A 21,802-nucleotide genomic window follows, 5' to 3' on the forward strand; every position below is an offset into this window, starting at 1 on the left:
GTCGAAACCCCCGTCCGGCGGCCCGTGCCGCTCTGATGGAAGGCATGACCGCACCGACCCGGCGCCGGGTTTCCCTGCCGCGCCCGAAGCCGCCCTCGTTCTCCGGCCGCCTGCACGACGCCCGTACCGCCACCGCCGTCGGCCGGTGGCTCGGCACCGCCTTCGCCGTGTGCTTCGTGACCGGGCTGATCAGCCACTACCTCCAGCACCCGCCCTCCTGGGCGGCGAACTCGCTGCCGAGCCGTCCCGTGTGGGGGTACCGGCTCAGCCAGGGGCTGCACGTGGGCAGCGGGCTCGCCGCCATCGTGCTGCTCCTGGTCAAACTGTGGGCGGTCTATCCGCGGCTGTTCGTCTGGCCGCCGGTGCGGTCGGTGCGGCACGCGCTGGAGCGGCTCTCGGTGGCGCTGCTCGTCGCGTCCGCCGTCTTCGAGCTGTTCAGCGGGCTGCTCAACATCGTCGAGTGGTATCCCTGGCCGTTCTCCTTCGTGCCCGTGCACTTCGCCGTCGCCTGGGTGGCCGCCGGGTCGATCCTGCTGCACATCGCTGTCAAAGCACCCGAGATCAGGGCCCATTGGAGCAGCCGGTCGCCGGGCACCCTTGAACTTCCCGCCCAGGACGGGCCGGACCGGCGGGCGCTGATGCTCGGACTCGGTGCGGCGGTCGGCGCCGTCACCCTGACCACCGTCGGCCAGTCCTTCACCCCGCTCGCGCGCCTCGACCTGCTCGCTCCCCGCCACCCCGGGCACGGGCCGCAGGGCCTGCCCATCAACCGCACGGCGGCCGCCGCCGGGGTGGATGCCGGGATGCTGCGGGACTGGCGGCTGGAGGTGCGGGGGGCCGTGCCGTACAGCCTGACGCACGCTCAACTCCTGGCGCTGCCACAGACGGTGGCCCGGCTGCCCATCTCCTGCGTCGAGGGCTGGAGCGTGGAGGCACAGTGGGGCGGCGTACGGATCCGGGACCTGCTGGACCGGGCCGGGGCGCCGCCCGGCTCGGCCGTCCGGGTCACCTCGCTGGAACGGGGCGGCGCGTACCGGGTGATGGAGATGGGGCGCGAGTACGCCCGGGACCCGCTGACCCTGCTCGCCCTGACCCTGAACGGCGAGGAACTCTCGCCCGACCACGGCTTCCCGGCCCGGATCATCGCGCCGAACCGGCCCGGGGTGCTCCAGACCAAGTGGGTCACCCTGCTGGAGGTGCTCTGATGACCGCCCGCACCGCCCGGTACCTGCTCGGGGGGCTCGGACTGCTGCTGATCGCCGTCGGGATCCGGCAGGTCATCGCGCTGCCCGACCCGCTGGACGTGGCGATCTGGCTCGGCGGCGGGCTCGTCCTGCACGACGGGATCATCGCCCCGCTGGTCCTCGGGGTCGGCCTGCTCCTGGCCGCCGGGGCCCGGGCCGCGGGCTGGTCCGCCGCCGCGCGGGGCCTCGTACGCGGGGCCCTGCTCACCGGGGGAGTGCTCGTCATGGTCACCCTCCCGCTGCTGCTGCGCCCCGGCGCGCCGCCCAACCCGTCGGCCCTGCCCCTGCCGTACGGGCGCAACCTGCTGCTCGTGCTCGGCGCGGTGCTCGCCCTCACCCTGGTGGCGGGCGCGACCCTCGCCGCCGGACGCCGCGCCCGTAGCCGTACCCGCAACGGCAACGGCAACGGGGACGCGACGCCCCAAGACTGAATCCGGTTCTAGTTTTCGGGGTCGTGGCCCTAGGAACCTGCAGGCCCGCTCGCTACCCTCCGCGCATGATTTCCACGGTTGTCTGGGGTACCGGCAACGTCGGCCGCGCGGCCATCCGTGCCGTCGAGGCCCATCCGGCCCTCACACTCGCCGCAGTACTCGTCCACAACCCCGGCAAGGTCGGCCGCGACGCGGGCGAACTCGCCGGGCTCCCCCACGCACTCGGGGTCCCGGCGACCGACGACGTCGCCGCCGTCCTGGCCGCCGGACACCGCGCCGTCGTGTACGCCGCCTCCGGCGACGTCCGCCCCGACGACGCCCTCGACGACATCGTCCGGGCGGTCCGGTCCGGGGCCGTCGTCGTCAGCCCCGCCCTCTACCCGCTCTACGACCACCGCAGCGCCCCGCCCGAATTCCGCGATCCGGTGCTCGCCGCGGTCGCGGAGGGCGGCGGCTCGCTCTTCGCCTCGGGCGTCGACCCCGGCTGGGGCAACGACGTACTGCCCCTGCTGATCAGCGGACTCGGCACCACCGTCGACGCGATCCGCTGTCAGGAGATCTTCGACTACTCCACCTACGACCAGCCGGATTCCGTCCGCCTCCTCGTCGGCATGGGCCAGCCGATGGACTTCGAGCCGATGATGCTCATGCCGTCGATCCCGACGATGGTGTGGGGCGGGCAGATACGGATGATGGCCCGGGCCCTCGGCGTCGAACTCGACGAGATCCGCGAGACCTCGCAGCGGCGCGCGCTCGACACGACGGTGACGACCGCCACGATGGGCGAGTTCGAGGCCGGCACCCAGGGCGCCATCCGCTTCCAGGTGCAGGGGATCGTCGAGGGGGAACCCCGCATCATCATCGAGCACGTCACCCGGATCCACGCCTCCTGCGCCCCCGACTGGCCCACGCCCCCCGACGGTTCCGGCGCGCACCGCGTCGTCATCGAGGGCCGCCCGCGCATCGAGGTCACCATCGAGTGCACCGACGAGGGCGACAACCGGTCGGCGGGCGGCAACGCCACCGCCGTGGGACGGCTGGTGGGGGCCATCGACTGGCTCGCGGCCGCCGCGCCCGGCCTCTACGACGCGCTCGACGTACCGCTGCGCCCGGCGGTCGGCAAACTCGGAAGGAAGTAGCCGTGAAGGAAGCAGCGGTGCAGCAAACAGCCGTGCAGCAATCAGCCGCGAAGGAAGCAGCCGCGAAGGAAGCCGCCGTGAACGACATGCAGATCGACATCCCCGCGGGGCAGCACCCGATCGAGTACGTCTGGGGCGACATGGTCCCCGGCATCGGCATGGCCGCCGCGAACTTCTCGCTCTCCGTCTACGCCCACACCACCCTGGGGCTGCGGGAGTTCGAGGCCGCCCGGCTGCGCGTCGCGCAGATCAACGGGTGCGTCTTCTGCCTCGACTGGCGCACCGACCGGGACGGCGAGAAGGTCGAGGACGACTTCCCCGACGCCGTCACCGCGTGGCGCACGACGGACGCCTTCGACGCGCGCACCCGGCTGGCCGCCGAGTACGCGGAGCGCTACACCCTCGACCACCACGGTCTCGACGAGGACTTCTGGGAGCGGATGAAGGCGTGCTACACCCAGGTCGAGATCGTCGAGCTGAGCATGAGCATCGGCTCGTGGCTGGCCTTCGGCAGACTCAACCACGTGCTCGGCCTCGACAGCGTCTGCATGCTGCCCGGTCGGTGACCCGGCCCACCGGCCGACCGGTAACGGGGAGAAGGTGCGGGGCCGACCGGTGGCGTCCGGTCGGCCCCGCACCTTCTCCACGTCCGGCCAGGTCACAGGTCCGTGGCGATGATCTTCTCGATGTTGCGCTCGGCGAGCGCGGTGATCGTCACGAACGGGTTGACGCTGGTGTTTCCGGGGATCAGCGCTCCGTCGATGACGTACAGGCCCGGGTGCCCGTGCAGCCGCCCGTAGTTGTCAGTGGCCTTGTTGAGGATGGCCCCGCCGAGCGGGTGGTACGTGAGGTGGTCGCCCCAGATCTTGTAGGTGCCGAAGAGGTCGGTCCGGTAGATCGTCCCCTCCGTCGAGTTGATCTTGTCGAAGATGGTCTTGGCCATGTCGATGGCCGGCTGCTTCCAAGCCGTCTGCCAGTCCAGGTCCACATTGCCGGTGCCGGCGTTGTACGTGAACTGCGCCCGGTTGGGGTTCTTGGTGATCGACAGGTAGAAGGACGCGTACGTCTCGATGCCGGTCGGCAGCGGCGCCACCTCGGCGAACGCCCCGCCCGCCGCCCAGTTGTCGATGCCGCCGCAGGGGATGGTGGCCTGGAGCTTGCCGGTCGGGTCCCATATGTGGTTCGCGCGGCCGCACATGACGTTGCCGTTGTCGCCCCAGCCCTTGCCGATCTCGTCGTTGAGGTTCGGCAGCAGGCCGGTGGCCTTCAGCTTGACGAGCAGCTTGCTGGTGCCGACGCTTCCCGCGGCGAAGAACACCTTGTCCGCGGTCACGCTCTTGGTGGCGACGGGGTCACCGGTGGTGTTGAGCTGCTGTATGACGACGGTGTAGCCGCCACCGGCCGAGGGGGAGACGGTGGTGACCTTGTGGAGAGGCGAGATGGAGACCTTGCCGGTGGCCTTCGCGGCCGCGATGTAGGTCTTCTGGAGGGACTTCTTGCCGTTGTTGTTGCCGTACAGGATCTCTCCGTCCAGCGCCGACTTGGTGGCGGTGCCGGCCGCTTCCCGCTTCATGTAGTCCCAGTCGTACACGTCGGGGACGAAGACGTAGGGGAAGTTGGAGCGCTGGGCGTGCTTGCGGCCGACCCGGGCGAACTGGTAGCAGTCCACGGTGTCGAACCAGGCCGGGTCGATCAGGCCCACCCCGAGCCCGGCGTTGGCCCGCGGGTAGTAGGTGTTGTACATCTCGTCGGCGTCCACCGACGGGAGCACGGCGCCGAAGTTCTCGCGCTTGGGCGTGACCGCCATGCCGCCGTTGACCAGCGAACCGCCGCCGACGCCGCGGCCCTGGTAGACCGTGATGCCCGCGAAGTCCTCGGCGTCCAGGATGCCGGTGTACTTGGGGATGTCCCTGTCGATCGGGAACCCGAGGAAGTAGTTCAGCGGCGCCTTGGTCTTGGTGCGCAGCCAGTACGAACGCTGGTCGGGGTTGAGCGTGTTGCAGAAGATCTTGCCGTCCGGCCCGGGGGTGTCCCAGGCCATGCCCATCTCGATCATCTGTACGTCGACGCCGGCCTGGGCGAGCCGCAGCGCGGCGACGGAGCCGCCGTACCCCGTGCCGATCACCAGTACCGGGACATGGGCCCCGTCGGTGATCGGCGCGGAGGCGACGGATGCCGTGGCGGCGCTCGACGCGGCGCCGCTTCGCACGGTCGCCGCGTTGGCTCGACCGGCGACGGCCATGGCGCCTAGAATGGAACCTGTTCCTGCGATGAACCCGCGGCGCGAAAACCCCTTGGATCCCTTGTCGGGCATGGTGGAGTCACTCATGTGATCTTCCTCACTCTCGGCGGAGTGGGAACAAGTTCTACTGTCGCTTGCGTGGTAAGTCACTAGATACGTCTAAGTAACTTGCGGCCGTCCCAGCCCCTGGAGCACCGGCCGGACGGGCTGTACGGGCCGCGATGCCCGCGGTGCCCGCGACGGCCGGGCGGGCCGGACGAGCCGGACGAAGGTCCGTCCGTCAGCCGTCCACCGCTCCGCCGCGCTCCAGCCCGCCGCCCCGGCGTGTCCGTCCAGTGCGGTGGCGCCGACCCGGGCCCACGGGAACGGCGTTCCGACCGCGCCCCGGCCGTCGTCCACCCGCACCACGTACCGCTCGTCGAGCGCGTCGCTCTGCGGCCCGGCGCCCGATGCGCACTCGACGATCAGCGCGCCGCCGGGGGCGGTCAGCTGGGCGAGGCGCTCCAGCAGCGCGGCCGGATCCCCGCCGATGCCGACGTTCCCGTCGATGAGCAGCGCCGTGTCCCAGCGGCCCTCCCCGGGCAGCGGCTCGAAGACCGACCGGTGCAGCGCCGCCCCGCCGGAGCGGGTCGTACGGGCCACCGCCTCCGGGCTCACATCGATGCCCAGCGCCCGGTGGCCCCGTACGGCGAGCGCCGCGACGAGCCGGCCCGGCCCGCAGCCGATGTCCAGGGACGCGCCGCGGCAGCGGTCCAGCACCGTCCGGTCCGCCCGGTCGGGGGCCTCGCACCAGCGCTCCACGTCCAGCGGCAGCAGCCAGCCGTCGCCGCGCCGCAGGAACAGCGGGCCGCGGCCGCTGCGCAGGGCGCGGGTATAGGGGTCGGCCGTCCAGGCCGCCGCCGGCGCGGCGCCCGTAGCAGTGGCGTCCGTGGCCGTGGCGCCCGTACCCACGGTGTCGACGGTGCTCACGGGCGGGCCGCCGCGTCCGCCGGGGCAGCGGTCAGCCGCCCGTACACGGCCGCGAACCGGCCCCGCGGCGCCTGCCGCGCCACCAGCAGGGCGTCCTCGCCGCTGTCCACGTCGCGCAGCAGCGGCAGCCGCCCCACCCGCAGCCCGGCCGCGCGCAGCCGCTCGTACTGCGCGGCGCCCGTCTCCGGGACCGACATCGGTACGCCGAGCAGCAGCCGGGGGTCGGGTGCGGCCAGGCCCAGGGCCCAGAACCCGCCGTCGACCGCCGGCCCGAACCAGGCGTCGTACGTCGCCCAGCCCGCCGGATCGGCCGCGCGGCCCAGCAGCTCCGGCGTGACCTGGGGCGTGTCCATGCCGATCAGCAGCGCGGGCCCGGCGCATCCGGCGAAGGCGGCCGCCAGCCGCTGGTCCAGCGTCCCGGCGCACTGCGCCACCACCTCGAAGCCGGACGGCAGCCAGGGCCCGGGCCGCCCCTCCAGCACCAGCACCCGCCGCGCGGCCGGGGTCGCGGCGACGGCGTCCAGCGTGTCGGCGAGCGAGGCCTCCGCGAGGGCGGCGGCCTCGGCGGGGCTGAAGGGCGGGGTGAGCCGGGTCTTCACCCGGCCCGGCACGGGCTCCTTGGCGATCACCAGCAGCGTGGTCACAGCGCACCCCCGGCGGGGGCGGCCGACGACGCGGAGCGCGAGGGCTCGGCGTCCGGCGTGGCGTCCGGCGGTCCGGCGGCGGGGGGCTGCGCGAGCGGGGGCTCGGCCAGGACGTGGCTCATGTCGTGCACGGCCTGCCAGGTGCCGCGCCAGGTGCCGGTCACCTTCGACTTCCCCGAGCGCGGCAAGTACGGCACGTCCACCTCCCGGACCCGCCAGCCCGCGTCGGCCGCCCGGACCACCATCTGCAGCGGATAGCCGCTGCGCCGGTCGCTCAGCTCCAGACCCAGGAGCGCGGAGCGCCGCCCGGCCCGCATCGGGCCCAGGTCGCGCAGGGCCAGCCCGGTCCGGCGGCGCAGCAGCCGGGCCAGTGCCAGGTTCCCGGCCCGCGCGTGCAGCGGCCAGGCGCCCAGGCTGCGCGGGCGGCGCCGCCCGAGCACCAGGTCCGCCCCACCGGCCGCGACGGCGGCCACGAACCCCGTCAGCAGCCCGGGATCGAGGGAGGCGTCGCAGTCGCAGAAGCAGACGATGTCCGCTTCGGCGGCCAGCAGACCGGCGTGGCAGGCGGCGCCGAAACCGCGCCGGGACTCGGTCACCACCGTGGCGCCCAGCGCGCGGGCGATGTCGGCGCTGCCGTCGGTGGAACCGTTGTCCACGACCAGGGCGCGCCACCCGGCCGGGATGCGGGCGAGGACCCAGGGCAGCGCCTCGGCCTCGTTCAGACAGGGAAGGACGACGTCCACGGAGGGGGGACCGGAGGCTGAATCTGATGAGTCTGCTGTCACGGGCTTCACCGTAGGAACCGGACGGCCGGGAAAGGGCGATCGACTCCTTACGAAACGCGGACGTCACCCCCACCGGGCGGTCCGGCCGCCCCGCCGGCGGCACGCCGGTGGGAGGCTGGGCGCATGAGCATGGACCCCCCTCTCCCGCGGATCCTCGTCGTGGACGACGACCCGACCGTCGCCGAGGTCGTCAGCGGCTACCTGCACCGCGCCGGATACGCCGTGGAGCAGGCCGCCGACGGCCCCGCCGCCCTGGCCCGCGCCGAGCGCCACCGGCCCGACCTGGTCGTCCTGGACCTGATGCTGCCGGGGATCGACGGGCTGGAGGTGTGCCGGCGGCTGCGCGCGAGCGGGCCCGTACCGGTGATCATGCTGACCGCGCGCGGCGACGAGGACGAGCGCATCGCCGGACTGGAGGTCGGCGCGGACGACTACGTCACCAAACCCTTCAGCCCGCGCGAACTCGTCCTGCGGGTCACCTCCGTCCTGCGGCGCAGCCGCGCGGCCGAACGGGCCCAGGGTCCGGCCGCGGTCGCCGCCCCGCCGGTGCTCACGGGCGCCGGTCTGGCGCTCGACCCGGCCACGCACCGGGCCACCAAGCACGGGACCGAGCTGGCCCTGACCCTGCGCGAATTCGATCTGCTGGCCCACTTCCTGCGCCACCCCGGGCGGGCGATCGGCCGCGAGGACCTGATGCGGGAGGTGTGGGGCTGGGACTTCGGGGACCTGTCCACGGTCACCGTGCACGTACGGCGGCTGCGGGCGAAGATCGAGGACGATCCCGGCAGCCCCCGGCTCATCCAGACCGTGTGGGGCGTGGGCTACCGTTTCGACGCCGGGCCGGACGGGTCCGTCGGCGGTCCGCGGGAGTCGGTATGAAGGACGGGTCGGTATGAAGGACACGGCGCTCATCGCGCTCTTCGCCCTCGGCGGGGCGGCCTGCGCCGGGCTCGTCGGCGCGGCCGTGCTGCGGCTGGTCCGCCACCGCTCGGTGACCGTGTCCCTGACCGTGGTCGGCGCCGTCACGGTCACCGCGATGCTCGCCGGTACGCTCGCGGTCGCGCAGGCGATGTTCCTGTCCCGGCACGACCTGGGCGTGGTCACCCTGGTCGCCGCGATGGCCGCCGTCGTCTCCCTGGCCACCGCGCTCGTCCTGGGCCGCTGGGTGGTCGCCCGCAGCCGTGAACTCTCGCTGGCTGCACGGGACTTCGGAGACGGCGGCAGCTTCGCGGCGCCGCCCGGCCAGGCCACCGCCGAACTGGCCGGACTTTCGCGCGAGCTGGCGGCGACGAGCGCCAAACTGGCTGCCTCGCGGGAACGGGAACGCGCCCTGGAGACCTCCCGGCGCGAGCTGGTCGCCTGGATCTCGCACGACCTGCGGACCCCGCTGGCCGGACTGCGGGCCATGTCCGAGGCGCTGGAGGACGGCATGGCCGTCGACCCGGCGCGCTACCACCGGCAGATCCGCACCGAGGTGGAGCGGCTCAACTCCATGGTCGGCGACCTCTTCGAACTGTCCCGCATCCATGCCGGGGCGCTGGCCCTGACCCCGAGCCGGATGTCGGCCTACGACCTGGTCGGGGACGCGCTGTCCGGGGTGGACCCGCTGGCGCGGGAACACGGGGTGCGGCTGGTGGGGGAGGGCGTGCAGCGGGTGCCGGTCGAGGTCGACGGCAAGGAGATGACCCGGGTGCTGGCCAACCTGCTGATCAACGCGATCCGGCACACCCCGGCCGACGGGACCGTGGCGGTCGCCGCGGAGCGGCGCGGGGACGGGGTGGTGCTGTCGGTCACCGACGGGTGCGGGGGCATTCCCGCGGAGGACCTGTCGCGGGTCTTCGACACGGGGTGGCGGGGCACGGCGGCGCGGACGCCTCCCGCCGGGGCCGGGCCGGTGCCGCCCGCGGGGGCCGGGCTGGGGCTGGCGATCGTGCGGGGGATCGTGGAGGCGCATGCGGGGCGGACCGAGGTCCGCAATGTGCCGGGGGGTTGTCGGTTCGAGGTGACCTTGCCGGTGCCGGTGCCGGTGCGCTAGGCGCGGCCTTCCCGGGGCTCCGCCCCGGACCCCGCGCCTCAAACGCCGGCGGGGCTGGAGGTGGTCCCCGGGGTCGGGTGGTGCCGGGGTGCTGCCCCGGGCCCCGCGCCTCAATCGCCGGCGGGGCTGGAGGTGGTCCTCGGGGTCGGGTGGTGCCGGGGCTCCGCCCCGGACCCCGCGCCTCAAACGCCGGCGGGGCTGGAACACCCCGCCGAGGTGCGTTGGGTCGCGTGGGCGAATTCCGTCATGCCTTCCGTGAAGGTGATGTCGGGGTGCCAGCCCAGGTCCTGGCGCAGGCGGCGGGAGTCGGCGGTGATGTGGCGGACGTCGCCCAGGCGGAATTCGCCCGTGATCACCGGGGCCGGGCCGCCGTGGGCGGTGGCCAGGGCCGTGGCCATCTCGCCCACCGTGTGCGGGTCCCCGCTGCCGGTGTTGTAGGCGACCGCCGTGCCCGGCGCGCGGCCGCCGACCGCCTCCAGTGCCGTCACGTTCGCCTCCGCGACGTCCCGGACGTGGACGAAGTCCCGCCGCTGGGCGCCGTCTTCGTACACCCGGGGCGCCTCGCCGCGGGCCAGCGACGAGCGGAAGAAGGAGGCCACCCCCGCGTACGGGGTGTCGCGCGGCATGCCCGGCCCGTACACGTTGTGGTAGCGCAGGGCCACCGAACGGCCGTCCACGGAGCGGGCCCAGGAGGCCGCCAGGTGTTCCTGGGCGAGCTTCGTCGTCGCGTACACGTTGCGCGGGTCCGCCGGGGCGTCCTCATCCACCAGACCCGGCGTCAACTCCGCACCACAAGACGGGCAGTTCGGCTCGAACCGACCCGCCGTCAGGTCCGCCGCCCGGCGCGGGGCCGGGTGGACCACGCCGTGCGCGGGGCAGTCGTAGCGCCCTTCGCCGTAGACGACCATCGATCCGGCCAGTACGAGGGCGCGCACTCCCGCCGTGGCCATCTCCGCCAGCAGGACCGCCGTTCCCAGGTCGTTGCAGCCGACGTACGCGGGCGCGTCCGCGAAGTCCTTGCCGAGCCCGACCATCGCGGCCTGGTGGCAGACCGCGTCCACCCCGCGCAGGGCTTCCCGCACGGCCTGTGCGTCCCGTACGTCGGCCCGTACGAACTCCGCGTCGGGCAGCTCCGGCGGACCGGGGTGAGCGGCGGGCAGCAGCGCGTCCAGCACGACCGGATCGTGTCCACGGCGCCGCAGCGCCCCGACGATGTGGGAGCCGATGAACCCGGCTCCGCCTGTGACGAGTACTCGCATGGGCCGGACGCTACGGAGGTCCGGGCGCGAACGGGGCTCCCCGCGCCCGCCGTAAGACTTCCGTCACCCGGAAGTGGAGCCTGGATACATGGTTTTTGGCCATGGAAGGGCGGGGAAAGTAGCTCTTGGGACGTCTTGCGTGATGGCTTGACCGCCACGTAAAGGGGGCATAAGTTCTGCCCCGGCTTGCTCCACCAGGACGGGCCGCCGAAATCCGTCCTCTGGGGGGACACATGCACTGGTACACCGACGTGCTCAAGCGCTACATCGACTTCTCCGGCCGCTCGCGCCGACAGGAATTCTGGATGTTCGCCCTGATCAACATCGCCGTCTCGATCGTTGTCGGGATCATCGACACCGCCCTGGGCGCCGGCAGCATCCTCTCCGGGCTGTACTCCCTCGCGATCCTGCTCCCGGCCCTGGGGCTCGGCGCCCGCCGCCTGCACGACACCAACAAGTCGGCGCTGTTCCTGCTGCTGTACCTGATCCCCCTCCTCGGCTGGATCGCGCTGATCGTCCTCTTCGCCATCGAGGGCGACGCGCAGCCGAACCAGTACGGCCCGAACCCGAAGCTCGCGGTCTGAGCTCCCCCCACCGTCACCCGCACCACCCGTACCACTGGTGACACCGAGAGCGCCGTGTCCGACGTACCCCGTCGGGCGCGGCGCTCTCGCCGTTCCCGGGGGCCCCTCGGGGCCGGGGTGACGCGTCTCTCGCGGAAGCCGGGGCGGGGGGCTGTCGGAGCCGGGCCGATCACGAGATATCTTGATGTCGAGCAATGTTGCAGACGAGAGACGCAGACTGTGGAGCGGAGCATCCGGTGACTGACTCGACCATCATCTACACGCACACTGACGAGGCCCCGGCCCTGGCCACCCATTCGTTCCTGCCCGTGGTCCAGGCGTACGCCTCGACCGCCGGCGTGCGCGTGGAGACGCGGGACATCTCGCTGGCCGGCCGGATCATCGCGAGCTTCCCCGAGCGTCTCGAAGCCGAGCAGCGCATCGAGGACGCCCTCGCCGAGCTGGGCGAGCTGGCCAAGACCCCCGGCGCGAACATCATCAAGCTGCCCAACATCTCGGCCTCGATCCCGCAGCTCAAGGCCGCGGTCGCCGAGCTCCAGGGCCAGGGCTACGCGCTCCCGGACTACCCGGACGACCCGAAGACCGACGACGAGCGCGACATCCGCGCCCGCTACGACAAGATCAAGGGCAGCGCCGTCAACCCGGTCCTGCGCGAGGGCAACTCCGACCGCCGCGCCCCCGCCTCGGTCAAGAACTACGCCAAGGCCCACCCGCACCGCATGGGTGCCTGGACCCCCGAGTCGAAGACCAACGTCGCCACCATGGGCGCCGACGACTTCCGCTCCACCGAGAAGTCCGCCGTGATCGCCGAGCCCGGCTCGCTGCGCATCGAGTTCGTCGCCCAGGACGGTGCGACCACCGTCCTGCGCGAGTCCGTACCCGTGCTCGCCGGTGAGGTCGTGGACGCCTCCGTGCTGCGCGTCGACGCGCTGCGCACCTTCCTCAACGACCAGATCGAGCGGGCCAAGGCCGAGGGCGTGCTCTTCTCCGTGCACCTCAAGGCCACGATGATGAAGGTCTCCGACCCGATCGTCTTCGGTCACGTCGTCCGCGCCTTCTTCCCCAAGACCTTCGCGCGCTACGGCGAGACCCTCGCCGCCGCCGGTCTGTCCCCGAACGACGGCCTCGGCACCATCCTGAACGGCCTGGGCGCGCTGCCCGACGCCGACGCGATCAAGGCCTCCTTCGACGCCGAGATCGCCGAGGGCCCGGCCCTCGCGATGGTCGACTCGGACAAGGGCATCACCAACCTGCACGTCCCGTCCGACGTGATCGTCGACGCCTCCATGCCGGCGATGATCCGCACCTCCGGCCACATGTGGGGCCCGGACGGCGCCGAGGCCGACACCCTCGCGGTCCTCCCGGACAGCAGCTACGCCGGTGTCTACCAGGTCGTCATCGACGACTGCCGCGCGCACGGCGCGTACGACCCGTCCACGATGGGCTCGGTGCCGAACGTCGGCCTCATGGCCCAGAAGGCCGAGGAGTACGGCAGCCACGACAAGACCTTCGAGATCGCCGCCGCGGGCACCGTCCGCCTCGTCGACACCGAGGGCAACACGGTCCTGGAGCAGGAGGTCGCCGCCGGTGACATCTTCCGCGCCTGCCAGACCAAGGACCTGCCGATCCAGGACTGGGTCAAGCTCGCCGTCACCCGCGCCCGCGCCACCGGCGTCCCGGCCGTCTTCTGGCTCGACGAGGGCCGCGCGCACGACGCGCAGCTGATCGCCAAGGTGAAGACGTACCTCGCCGACCACGACACCGATGGTCTGACCATCGAGATCCTGTCGCCGGAGAAGGCCACCGCCTACTCGCTGGAGCGCATCCGCCGCGGCGAGGACACCATCTCGGTGACCGGCAACGTGCTGCGCGACTACCTGACGGACCTCTTCCCGATCCTGGAGCTGGGCACCAGCGCCAAGATGCTGTCGGTCGTCCCGCTGATGAACGGCGGCGGCCTCTTCGAGACCGGCGCCGGCGGCTCCGCCCCGAAGCACGTGCAGCAGCTCGTCAAGGAGAACTACCTCCGCTGGGACAGCCTCGGCGAGTTCCTCGCGCTGGCCGTCTCCTTCGAGCACCTCGCGCAGACCACCGGCAACGCCCGCGCCCAGGTGCTGGCCGACACCCTGGACCGCGCCACCGGCACGTTCCTGGACGAGGACAAGTCGCCGAGCCGCCGCCTCGGTGGCATCGACAACCGCGGCAGCCACTTCTACCTCGCCCTGTACTGGGCGCAGGAGCTGGCCCGCCAGACCGAGGACACCGAGCTGGCGGCCTCCTTCGAGGCCCTCGCGAAGACCCTCGGCGAGCAGGAGTCGACGATCGTCGCCGAGCTCATCGCGGTCCAGGGCTCCCCGGCCGACATCGGCGGCTACTTCCAGCCCGACGTCGCCAAGGCCTCGGCCGTCATGCGTCCGTCCGCGACGCTGAACCAGGCGCTCGCGATCCTGGGCTGATCGCCTACCCGGGCTGATCCGCCTACCCGGGCTGATCAGCCCGCGTACCGCAACGCTCCGCCCCGGCCGGGATTTCCTCCGGCCGGGGCGGTCGTGCGTCCCGGGCGTCCCGGGCGTATTCCGGTTGTGGACCGGGCCGGGCAGCGGCTAGTAATACCGGGTGATCAAAGGACACCTGGCCGGGCTGCGCGCCCGCCACCCCGACGACGTGGCCGTCCTGCACGCCGAGCTGTACGAAGACGTACCCACCCGCGCGCGGGCCGATTCCCGGCCCTGGCGCGCCCTGCCCGTCTCGGGCGGGCACTCCCCGTACGAACCCGCCGCGCCCTCGGACGGGGCCGACTGCTTCTCGGTGGTCGACCTGGCCACCGGGGAACTCGCGGGCGAGGCCCTGCTCTGGGGCATCGACACCCACAACCGCCTCGCCCACCTCGGGCTGTCCCTGCGGCCCGGCCACCGCGGCCGGGGGCTGGGCCGGGAGGTGGTCCAGCTGCTCTGCCGCCACGGCTTCACCGTGCGCGGCCTGCACCGCCTCCAGCTGGAGACCCTCGCCGACAACGCCGCGATGATCGGCGCCGCGGGCTCCGCCGGGTTCGCCCTGGAGGGCACCTTCCGCCGCTCGGCCTGGGTGTACGGCGCCTTCGTCGACGAAGTGGTCCTCGGCCTGCTTGCCGAGGACTGGACCGAGCCGGACCTCAAGGCCGCGGCGGAGGCCGGACCCTAGGCTTCAGAGGCGGTGGACCCGTTCCTGCTCCAGCGCGAGCGGGTACCGCCCCGCCGCCAGGATCCGCAGGCCCGGCGCGCGGGCGAGCAGCGCCCGGAGCCAGTTCACCGCCTCGGGCGTGAGCCGGTCGGAGCCGTCCAGGACCAGCAGCATGTCCCGCTCCGCGAGCCACGAGGCGGCGTTGGCCGATCCCCGCGGCAGGTAGGGAATTCCCGGTACGGAGCCCAGCGCGCCCACCAATTCGCGGACCCCGGAGGCGTATTCGAGGGTGACGACGGCCACCCCGTCGCAGAAGTTGGACGTCAGCCGGCGTGCCATGTCCCGCACCAGCAGGCTCCGTGGCGCGCCGAACCCTCCCGTCACGGTCAGGACCCGCCCCCGCCGGACGGCGGTGAGCAGCCGGGACAGTTCGGCGGAGGTCGCGGGCAGGGTCCCCGTATGGCCCGCCTCGTGCCCCGGTTCGCGTCTGCTGTCGTGATGCTGATCCCCCATCGGCACGATGCCCCCCATTGCATGCGTGGCCAAGCGCGGCCCAAGGGATGGATCGAGCCGTGTGCCGACGATTATGCGCCAGTTGTGCCGTAAGGCCAGGGGAATTTCGGATTCCGGAGAAGGCCTTTGCCGCCCGCGTCGGGCCCGGCCGCCCGGGGAACGGTTGTCCGGATGGCGGGAATCGGCTCTACTGCTGTGATGAGTGCGCAGCGACGGAGACGGCCCTTGTCGCACCGGCGCCGTTCGGGCTTCCGCGGCCGCGGCCGCGTCCTGGCGGCCGCGCTCCTCTCGGTCTTCTTCCTCGTCGGGGTGTTCGCCGCGACGGGGATCGCCCGGGACCCCTTCGCCACCGGATCCGCCCCGGACACGGACACGGACGCGGGTGCTGCGGCCCAACGGCCCACCGGCGCCCTGCCCTTCGACCTGCCCGCCGCCGCCGAGCTGCGCTCCGGCGGGAAGCTCGTCTTCGCCCACTACTTCACTCCATACCCGCTCTCCCTCGACAACGCGAGCGCGGACACCGACTACTACACCCGCAACTACCTCACTCCGGCGGGGGAGAACGGCAAGCACGAGCGATACGGCGGACTGTTGCGGGACCGGCCCCTGCCCGTGCGCCCCCAGGAGGGCGACTGGGAGCTCGCCGACCTCCGCCAGGAGGTGCGCACCGCCCGCGCCGCGGGGATCGACGGGTTCACCCTCGACCTGCTCTCCCTCTCCGGCCCCAACTGGGACCGCGCCAACCTGCTGATGGAGGCGGCCCGTTCGGTCGATCCCGCCTTCAAGGTGATGCTGATGCCGGACATGACCTCCCTGAACGCCGACGACCCGGCCGTGCTCGCGGACGCGCTCGCCGCGCTCGGCAAGGCCCCGGCCGCGCACAGGCTCGGCGACGGCCGCCTGGTCGTCTCGCCGTTCAAGGCGGAAGCGCGGGACGTCGCCTGGTGGACCGGGGTGCTGGGTCTGCTGGAGTCGAAGCACGGCATCCGGACCGCGTTCGTTCCCCTCTTCCTCGACTTCGGCGCGAACAACGCGCGGTTCGCACCCATCAGTTACGGGTTCTCCGAGTGGGGCAGCCGCAGTTACGTCGGCCAGGACGGCGCCACCGGTGACGTCCGGCGCGCCCACGGCACGGGCAAGATCTGGATGCAGCCGGTCTCGGTCCAGGACGCCCGCCCCAACCAGGGGATCTACGACGAGGCCGGGAACACCGCCACCCTGCGGGCCACTTGGGCCCACGCCATCGACGACGGCGCCGACTGGGTGCAGCTGACCACCTGGAACGACTACTCGGAGGGCAGCCAGTTCGCGCCCTCCCTGCACAACGGGCACACCTACCTGGACATCAGCTCCTACTACCTGGCCAGGTTCAAGACGGGAGCCTGGCCGGAGATCGTCCGGGACACCCTCTACCTGACCTCGCGCACCCAGTTCGCCGCGGCCGACCCCACCGGGGGCCAGTCCCTGCTGATGTCCCCGCGCAAGGGCAGCGCCGCGCCCCGGGACGCGGTGGAGGTGCTGAGCTTCCTGACCGCGCCCGCGACCGTCCGTACCGACACCGGCGGCGCCAGGGGCGCGTACCGGGCCCCGGGCGGGGTCCACGCACAGCTGCTGACGCTGCGCCCCGGCACCAGCTCGGCCGAAGCGGTCCGGGACGGGACCACGCGGACGGCGGTCACGCTGCCGTACGCGGTGGACCGCGGGGCCGGGGTGCAGGACCTCCAGTACTACGGGGCCACCAGCGGCCGTACGCCGTAGACGCCGTCGGCGAAGCACCCGCGCAGCCGTCCGCCGTGGCGTAATTGGCCCTTCCGGACCATGCGGTCACCCCGCATGATCCGGAAGGGCAGCACCGCCGCACCCGCGCACCCGTCCGCCGCGCCGCACACCCGGAGGCATCCGTGACCGAGCCCACCACCCCGTCCGTCTTCCCCGGCGGGGCCGGACTCTTCCGTCTGGACCCGGACATCGCCCACCTCAACCACGGGTCCTTCGGCGCCGTGCCGATACCCGTCCAGGAAGCCCAGCGGGCCCTGCGCGAGGAGGCGCACGCCGACCCCGACTCCTTCTTCATCGGCGCCCCCGACCGGGTGGCCGAGGCCCGTACCCGGATCGCCGCCCACCTCGCCCCCGGCGCCGACCCGGAGACCATGGCCTTCGTCTCCAACGCCACCGAGGGCGCCAACCTGGCCCTGGGCGCCCTGCGGCTCGCCGACGGCGAGGAGATCCTGGTCACCGACCACGGCTACGGCACCGTCGTCGAGGCCGCCGCCCGCCGCGCCCCGCTCGTCCGGGTCGCCGTCGACCCGTCGCTGCCCGACGAGGACGCCGTGCGCGAAGCCGTACTGGCCGGGCTCACCCCGCGCACCAAGGTGGCCGTCCTCGACCACATCAGCTCGCCCACCGCCCGCGTCATCGCCTCCCCGCGGCTCCTCGCCGACCTCGCCGAGCGCGGGATCACCACGATCGTCGACGGCGCGCACGCGCTGGGCATGCTCGCCGAGCCGCTCGCCGGACGCGCCGACTTCTGGTTCGGCAACGTGCACAAGTGGGGGTACGCGCCCTCGGGCAGCGCGATCATCGCGGTCCCGGACGCCGGCCACCGAGCCGCGATCCGGCCCCTGGTGCCCTCCTGGGAGGACCACCACGGCTTCCCGCGCTCCCTGGAGGGGCGGGCCACCGTCGACTACACCGGCTGGCTCGCCGCCCCCGCGGGCCTGGACCTGCTGGCCGGTCTCGACGCCGTCAAGGTACGGGCCCACAACAGCGCGCTGGCCGGGTACGGGGCCGAGCTGCTCGCCCGGCTGCCCGGGCTGGTCCCGCTGCCGCACACCGAGGGCCTCGCCATGCGCGCGCTGCGGCTGCCGCCGGGCACCGCGGAGACCCAGGAGGGTGCCCGGGCCCTGCGCGAGGAGATCGCGGCGCGGCTGCGCATCCGGGTCCTGATCTGGCCCTGGAAGGGCGGCGGCGGCATCCGGGTCTGCGGCCAGATCTACAACCGGCCCGAGGAGTACGAGCGCCTCGCGGCCGGGCTGGGCGCCCTGCTGGGCTGACCGGGGCCGGGGGCGGGGGCCCGTACCCTCCGGCCCACCCCGGCCCCGTCCGTCAGTTCCGGCGCAGCAGGTACGTGTCCATGATCCAGCCCTTGCGGGCCCTGGCCTCCGTGCGCAGCTCCTCGATCCGCCCGGCCACCTCGGCCAGCTTCCCCGAGACCAGGATCTCGTCCTCGGTGCCGACGTAGGCACCCCAGTAGATGAAGAGGTCCTGGTCGAGGTGGTGGGTGAAGGCGTGCCGCGCGTCCAGCATCACGACCACGTCGTCCACGTCGTCCGCGGGCCAGCCCTCGGCGAGCCGCCGGCCGGTGGTGATCTGGACGGGCCGGCCGACCCGGTTCAGGTTGGTCCGGTGCCGCGCCAGCAGCGCGGACACGCTGCTGATGCCGGGGACCACCTCGTGCTCGAACTCCACCCGGCCCCGCTCCAGCACCTCGTCGAGGATGGCGAGGGTGGAGTCGTACAGGGAGGGGTCGCCCCACACCAGGAACGCGCCCGTCTCGCCGTCGGCCAGGTCCTCCGCGACGAACCGCTCGAACAGCTCGGCCCGCGCGCTGCGCCAGCCGTCCACCGTCGGGGCGTAATCGGCCGGGGTGCGGTCCCGGTCCGGGTCGCGGCCCTCCACGAGCCGGTGGCCGGGGCGGGCGTGGGCGTCGAGCATCGCGCGCCGCAGCCCGGTCAGGTCCGCCTTCTCCTCGCCCTTCTCCAGGATGAGGAACGCGTGCGCGGCCCCGATCGCCTTCACCGCCTGGAGGGTGAGGTGGTCCGGGTCGCCCGCGCCTATACCGATCACTGAGAACTTCTTCACCGGGCCATTCTGCACCCCGCTATTGTGCGGGTCATGCGGGTCGCCCTGTTCGTCACCTGCGTCAACGACGCGCTGTACCCCTCGACGGGGATCGCCGTCGTGCGGCTGCTGGAGCGCCTGGGGGTCGAGGTCGACTTCCCGGCCGGGCAGAGCTGCTGCGGCCAGCCCCAGTACAACACCGGCTACCGCCGCGAGACCGAGCCCCTGCTGCGGCGCACCGCGACGGCCTTCGCCGGGTACGAACACGTGGTCACGCCGTCCGGATCCTGCGCCGCGATGCTCCGCGAGCACTACCCGCGGATCGGGCGGAAGGCGGCGGGGGAGGGCCGGGGCGGGGAGCTGGCGGAGCTGGCCGCGGACCTGGCCCCGCGGGTGTACGAGCTGACCGAGTTCCTGGTGGACGTGCTCGGGGTGACCGACGTCGGCGCGTACTTCCCGTACAAGGTGACCTACCACCCCTCCTGTCACGGCCTGCGCTCCCTCGGGCTGGGCGAGCGGCCGCGCCGGCTGCTCGCCGCGGTCCGGGGACTCGAACTCACCGAACTGCCCGGAGCCGAGGAGTGCTGCGGCTTCGGCGGCACCTTCGCCCTCAAGAACCCCGACGTGTCCGCCGCGATGGGCGCCGACAAGATCCGCGCCGCCGCGGCCACCGGAGCCGAGGTGCTCTGCGGGGCCGACAACTCCTGCCTCGCCCACCTCGACGGGACCCTGCGCCGCGCCGGGGCCCCGCTGCGCGCCCTGCACCTCGCCGAGATCCTGGCCGCCACCGAGGAGGAACCCGCGCGATGACCGGTACGGGCGGCACGGGGCCCGGAGCCCCCACGGACCTGGGGATGCCCGGCTTCCCGCCGTTCCCCGCCGCCGCGCGGGAGGCCGTACGCGACGACACCCTGCGCGCCAACCTCCGTCGCGCCACCCACACCATCCGCGACAAACGCGCCCGCGCCGTCGCCGAACTCGCCGACTGGGAGCAGCTGCGCGCCGCCGGGAAGGCGGTCAAGGACCACACGCTGCGCCACCTCGACCGGTACCTGATCCAGCTGGAGGCCGCGGTCACGGCGGCGGGCGGCACCGTCCACTGGGCGGTGGACGCGGCCGAAGCCAACCGGATCGTCACGGACCTGGTCCTGGCCACCGGGGAGCGCGAGGTGGTCAAGGTCAAGTCCATGGCCACCCAGGAGACCGGCCTGAACGAGGCCCTGGAGGCCGCCGGGATCGCCGCCTACGAGACCGACCTCGCCGAACTCATCGTCCAGCTGGGCCACGACCGGCCCTCCCACATCCTGGTCCCCGCCATCCACCGCAACCGGGGCGAGATCCGCGACGTCTTCGCGGCGGAGATGGGCCGCTGGGGCCGCCCCGCGCCCGGCGGGCTCGGCGACGACCCGCGCGAACTCGCCGAGGCGGCGCGGCTGCACCTGCGGGAGAAGTTCCTGCGCGCCAAGGTCGCGGTGTCCGGCGCCAACTTCATGGTCGCCGAGACGGGCACGATGGTCGTCTTCGAGTCCGAAGGCAACGGCCGCATGTGCCTGACCCTGCCCGAGACCCTGATCTCGGTGGTGGGCATCGAAAAGGTCGTGCCGACCTTCCGCGACCTGGAGGTCTTCCTCCAGACGCTGCCGCGCAGTTCGACGGCCGAGCGGATGAACCCGTACACGACGATGTGGACGGGGCTGGGCCCGTCGCAGGGGGCGGAAAGCGACGGACCCACCGCCTTCCACCTCGTCCTGCTCGACAACGGCCGCACCGACACCCTCGCCGACGAGGTCGGCCGTCAGGCCCTGCGGTGCATCCGCTGCTCCGCCTGCCTGAACGTCTGCCCGGTCTACGAGCGCGCGGGCGGCCACGCCTACGGCTCGGTCTACCCGGGCCCGATCGGCGCCATCCTCAGCCCCCAACTCCGGGGCACCGCCAGCGAGATCGACGCCTCGCTGCCCTACGCCTCCACCCTGTGCGGAGCCTGCTACGAGGTGTGTCCGGTCGCCATCGACATCCCGGAGGTCCTGGTCCACCTGCGCGAACGGGTGGCCCAGGGCGGCCCGGTGACCCGCGAGGGCATCCGGGTACGGATCCGCCCGGCCCGCGGGCACACCGCCGAACGGGCCGCGATGCGGGCCGCCCGGCTGCTGCTGGACCATCCGGGAGCGCTGCGGGCGGGGGAGCGGCTGCTGGCCCGGGCCCGCAGGCTGCGGCCGCGCCGGCTGCCGGGGCCCGGGCGGGCCTGGACGGACAGCCGCGAACTGCCGCCGGTCCCGGCCGAGCCGTTCCGGGACTGGTGGGCGCGCGAGCGGGGAGGCCGGGCATGAGCGGCAGGGAACAGATCCTGGGCCGGATCCGCCGTGCGCTGGCGGACGCCGGGCCCGCGCCGGAGATCCCCCGGGACTACCTCCGGACGCACGGCGACCGCACCCCGGACGCGACGGCCGACCTCCTCGCCGCCCACCTCACCGAATACCGGGCCACTGTGCACCGGGCCGCCGGGGACGCCGTCGCGCCGCTGCTGGCCCGGCTCCTCGCCGAGCGGGGCGCGCGGTCGGTCCTCGTACCGGCCGGGCTGCCCCCGCACTGGCTCGCGGCGGCGGACCAAGTCCGGATCGACGACCGCTCCGACTCCACCCCGTACGAACTGGACGCCGTGGACAGCGTGGTCACCGGCTGCGCCCTGGCGATCGCCGAGACCGGGACGATCGTCCTCGACGGCGGACCCGGCCAGGGACGGCGCCGGATCAGCCTGGTCCCGGACCACCACATCTGTGTGGTGCGGGTCCCGGACCAGGTGGTGGACTCGGTCCCGCAGGCGGTGGCCCTGCTGGACCCCACCCGCCCGCTGACCTGGATCTCGGGCCCCTCGGCCACCAGCGACATCGAACTGGACCGGGTGGAGGGCGTGCACGGCCCCCGCACCCTGGAGGTCGTCCTCCTCACCGCACAATAGGG

The 21,802-nt window shown here is 73.2% G+C and carries 21 protein-coding genes; 14 read left to right on the forward strand and 7 right to left on the reverse strand.

Features of this window, described 5'->3' with window-relative positions; genetic code table 11:
• Positions 1-44 precede the first annotated feature (44 nt).
• The 4 genes from OHS33_RS30760 (at position 45) to OHS33_RS30775 (ending at position 3,380) form a co-directional block, all read left to right on the forward strand.
• On the forward strand, positions 45-1,205 hold the full coding sequence (locus tag OHS33_RS30760) for a molybdopterin-dependent oxidoreductase (RefSeq protein ID WP_330333671.1): 1,161 nt from the start codon (positions 45-47) through the stop codon (positions 1,203-1,205).
• Positions 1,205-1,675 carry a hypothetical protein gene (locus OHS33_RS30765; protein ID WP_330333672.1) on the forward strand — a complete coding sequence of 157 codons (471 nt, stop codon included), beginning with the start codon at positions 1,205-1,207 and terminating at the stop codon, positions 1,673-1,675. The genes OHS33_RS30760 and OHS33_RS30765 overlap by 1 nt, the downstream gene beginning before the upstream one ends.
• A 65-nt stretch (positions 1,676-1,740) precedes the next feature.
• Entirely contained in the window at positions 1,741-2,814 is a 1,074-nt protein-coding gene (locus tag OHS33_RS30770; RefSeq protein ID WP_330333673.1) for an NAD(P)H-dependent amine dehydrogenase family protein, read from the forward strand.
• Between the two features lie 86 nt (positions 2,815-2,900).
• A complete protein-coding gene (locus OHS33_RS30775) occupies positions 2,901-3,380 on the forward strand; it encodes a carboxymuconolactone decarboxylase family protein (protein ID WP_330335272.1) in 480 nt (159 codons plus the stop codon).
• 92 nt (positions 3,381-3,472) lie between these two features.
• On the opposite strand, the gene OHS33_RS30780 is transcribed toward OHS33_RS30775, so the two are convergent.
• From OHS33_RS30780 to OHS33_RS30795, 4 genes are all read right to left on the reverse strand, one after another.
• Positions 3,473-5,143, reverse strand: a complete 1,671-nt coding sequence (locus tag OHS33_RS30780) for a GMC oxidoreductase (protein WP_330333674.1) — start codon at positions 5,141-5,143, stop codon at positions 3,473-3,475.
• 72 nt (positions 5,144-5,215) lie between these two features.
• Positions 5,216-6,025: a class I SAM-dependent methyltransferase gene (locus OHS33_RS30785; protein WP_443065372.1), complete on the reverse strand. Its 810-nt coding sequence runs from the start codon at positions 6,023-6,025 to the stop codon at positions 5,216-5,218.
• A complete protein-coding gene (locus OHS33_RS30790) occupies positions 6,022-6,669 on the reverse strand; it encodes a TIGR04282 family arsenosugar biosynthesis glycosyltransferase (RefSeq protein WP_330333675.1) in 648 nt (215 codons plus the stop codon). Before OHS33_RS30790 ends, OHS33_RS30785 begins: the two co-directional genes overlap by 4 nt.
• Positions 6,666-7,463, reverse strand: a complete 798-nt coding sequence (locus tag OHS33_RS30795) for a glycosyltransferase family 2 protein (RefSeq protein ID WP_443065373.1) — start codon at positions 7,461-7,463, stop codon at positions 6,666-6,668. The genes OHS33_RS30790 and OHS33_RS30795 overlap by 4 nt, the downstream gene beginning before the upstream one ends.
• A 114-nt stretch (positions 7,464-7,577) precedes the next feature.
• Here OHS33_RS30795 and OHS33_RS30800 point away from each other — a divergent pair, with 114 nt between their 5' ends.
• Positions 7,578-8,333, forward strand: coding sequence for a response regulator transcription factor (locus OHS33_RS30800; RefSeq protein WP_330333677.1), 756 nt, complete (start codon positions 7,578-7,580; stop codon positions 8,331-8,333).
• Between the two features lie 13 nt (positions 8,334-8,346).
• Positions 8,347-9,489 carry a sensor histidine kinase gene (locus OHS33_RS30805; RefSeq protein ID WP_330333678.1) on the forward strand — a complete coding sequence of 381 codons (1,143 nt, stop codon included), beginning with the start codon at positions 8,347-8,349 and terminating at the stop codon, positions 9,487-9,489.
• A gap of 182 nt (positions 9,490-9,671) precedes the next feature.
• On the opposite strand, the gene OHS33_RS30810 is transcribed toward OHS33_RS30805, so the two are convergent.
• Entirely contained in the window at positions 9,672-10,748 is a 1,077-nt protein-coding gene (locus OHS33_RS30810; protein WP_330333679.1) for an NAD-dependent epimerase/dehydratase family protein, read from the reverse strand.
• A 233-nt stretch (positions 10,749-10,981) separates the two neighbouring features.
• Between OHS33_RS30810 and OHS33_RS30815 the strand changes: the two genes are divergently transcribed.
• The 3 genes from OHS33_RS30815 to OHS33_RS30825 all read left to right on the forward strand — a co-directional run bounded on the left by OHS33_RS30815 (position 10,982) and on the right by OHS33_RS30825 (position 14,512).
• A complete protein-coding gene (locus OHS33_RS30815; protein ID WP_330333680.1) occupies positions 10,982-11,332 on the forward strand; it encodes a DUF805 domain-containing protein in 351 nt (116 codons plus the stop codon).
• 236 nt (positions 11,333-11,568) lie between these two features.
• Positions 11,569-13,788 (forward strand): NADP-dependent isocitrate dehydrogenase, encoded by a 2,220-nt coding sequence (locus tag OHS33_RS30820; RefSeq protein ID WP_330333681.1) that lies wholly within the window; start codon positions 11,569-11,571, stop codon positions 13,786-13,788.
• A gap of 160 nt (positions 13,789-13,948) precedes the next feature.
• Complete coding sequence (locus OHS33_RS30825; protein WP_330333682.1) at positions 13,949-14,512, forward strand: GNAT family N-acetyltransferase; 564 nt, start codon at positions 13,949-13,951, stop codon at positions 14,510-14,512.
• A 3-nt stretch (positions 14,513-14,515) separates the two neighbouring features.
• On the opposite strand, the gene OHS33_RS30830 is transcribed toward OHS33_RS30825, so the two are convergent.
• Positions 14,516-15,004 (reverse strand): hypothetical protein, encoded by a 489-nt coding sequence (locus tag OHS33_RS30830; protein ID WP_330333683.1) that lies wholly within the window; start codon positions 15,002-15,004, stop codon positions 14,516-14,518.
• Positions 15,005-15,229: 225 nt separating this feature from the next.
• Between OHS33_RS30830 and OHS33_RS30835 the strand changes: the two genes are divergently transcribed.
• On the forward strand, positions 15,230-16,762 hold the full coding sequence (locus OHS33_RS30835; protein WP_330333684.1) for a glycoside hydrolase family 71 protein: 1,533 nt from the start codon (positions 15,230-15,232) through the stop codon (positions 16,760-16,762).
• A gap of 143 nt (positions 16,763-16,905) precedes the next feature.
• The gene (locus OHS33_RS30840) at positions 16,906-18,057 is read left to right on the forward strand and encodes an aminotransferase class V-fold PLP-dependent enzyme (protein ID WP_330333685.1); all 1,152 of its coding nucleotides are present in this window, start codon (positions 16,906-16,908) and stop codon (positions 18,055-18,057) included.
• 52 nt (positions 18,058-18,109) lie between these two features.
• On the opposite strand, the gene cobF is transcribed toward OHS33_RS30840, so the two are convergent.
• On the reverse strand, positions 18,110-18,865 hold the full coding sequence (cobF, locus tag OHS33_RS30845) for a precorrin-6A synthase (deacetylating) (RefSeq protein ID WP_330333686.1): 756 nt from the start codon (positions 18,863-18,865) through the stop codon (positions 18,110-18,112).
• Positions 18,866-18,898: 33 nt separating this feature from the next.
• On the opposite strand from cobF, the gene OHS33_RS30850 reads away from it, so the two are divergent.
• Genes OHS33_RS30850 through OHS33_RS30860 form a run of 3 tightly spaced genes read left to right on the forward strand, consistent with a single transcriptional unit; the run spans position 18,899 to position 21,800 of the window.
• Positions 18,899-19,654, forward strand: a complete 756-nt coding sequence (locus OHS33_RS30850) for a (Fe-S)-binding protein (RefSeq protein WP_330333687.1) — start codon at positions 18,899-18,901, stop codon at positions 19,652-19,654.
• A complete protein-coding gene (locus OHS33_RS30855) occupies positions 19,651-21,171 on the forward strand; it encodes a lactate utilization protein B (protein WP_330333688.1) in 1,521 nt (506 codons plus the stop codon). Before OHS33_RS30850 ends, OHS33_RS30855 begins: the two co-directional genes overlap by 4 nt.
• A complete protein-coding gene (locus tag OHS33_RS30860; RefSeq protein ID WP_330333689.1) occupies positions 21,168-21,800 on the forward strand; it encodes a LutC/YkgG family protein in 633 nt (210 codons plus the stop codon). Before OHS33_RS30855 ends, OHS33_RS30860 begins: the two co-directional genes overlap by 4 nt.
• Positions 21,801-21,802: the final 2 nt, after the last annotated feature.

The sequence above is a fragment of the Streptomyces sp. NBC_00536 genome, assembly GCF_036346295.1.
Lineage (GTDB): Bacteria > Actinomycetota > Actinomycetes > Streptomycetales > Streptomycetaceae > Streptomyces.

Coding starts and splice junctions, on each gene's coding strand:
- OHS33_RS30760 (WP_330333671.1), top strand. CDS start 45: ATGACCGCACCGACCCGGCGCCGGGTTTCCCTGCCGCGCCCGAAGCCG.
- OHS33_RS30765 (WP_330333672.1), top strand. CDS start 1,205: ATGACCGCCCGCACCGCCCGGTACCTGCTCGGGGGGCTCGGACTGCTG.
- OHS33_RS30770 (WP_330333673.1), top strand. CDS start 1,741: ATGATTTCCACGGTTGTCTGGGGTACCGGCAACGTCGGCCGCGCGGCC.
- OHS33_RS30775 (WP_330335272.1), top strand. CDS start 2,901: ATGCAGATCGACATCCCCGCGGGGCAGCACCCGATCGAGTACGTCTGG.
- OHS33_RS30780 (WP_330333674.1), bottom strand. CDS start 5,143: ATGAGTGACTCCACCATGCCCGACAAGGGATCCAAGGGGTTTTCGCGC.
- OHS33_RS30800 (WP_330333677.1), top strand. CDS start 7,578: ATGAGCATGGACCCCCCTCTCCCGCGGATCCTCGTCGTGGACGACGAC.
- OHS33_RS30805 (WP_330333678.1), top strand. CDS start 8,347: ATGAAGGACACGGCGCTCATCGCGCTCTTCGCCCTCGGCGGGGCGGCC.
- OHS33_RS30810 (WP_330333679.1), bottom strand. CDS start 10,748: ATGCGAGTACTCGTCACAGGCGGAGCCGGGTTCATCGGCTCCCACATC.
- OHS33_RS30815 (WP_330333680.1), top strand. CDS start 10,982: ATGCACTGGTACACCGACGTGCTCAAGCGCTACATCGACTTCTCCGGC.
- OHS33_RS30830 (WP_330333683.1), bottom strand. CDS start 15,004: ATGGGGGATCAGCATCACGACAGCAGACGCGAACCGGGGCACGAGGCG.
- OHS33_RS30850 (WP_330333687.1), top strand. CDS start 18,899: ATGCGGGTCGCCCTGTTCGTCACCTGCGTCAACGACGCGCTGTACCCC.
- OHS33_RS30855 (WP_330333688.1), top strand. CDS start 19,651: ATGACCGGTACGGGCGGCACGGGGCCCGGAGCCCCCACGGACCTGGGG.
- OHS33_RS30860 (WP_330333689.1), top strand. CDS start 21,168: ATGAGCGGCAGGGAACAGATCCTGGGCCGGATCCGCCGTGCGCTGGCG.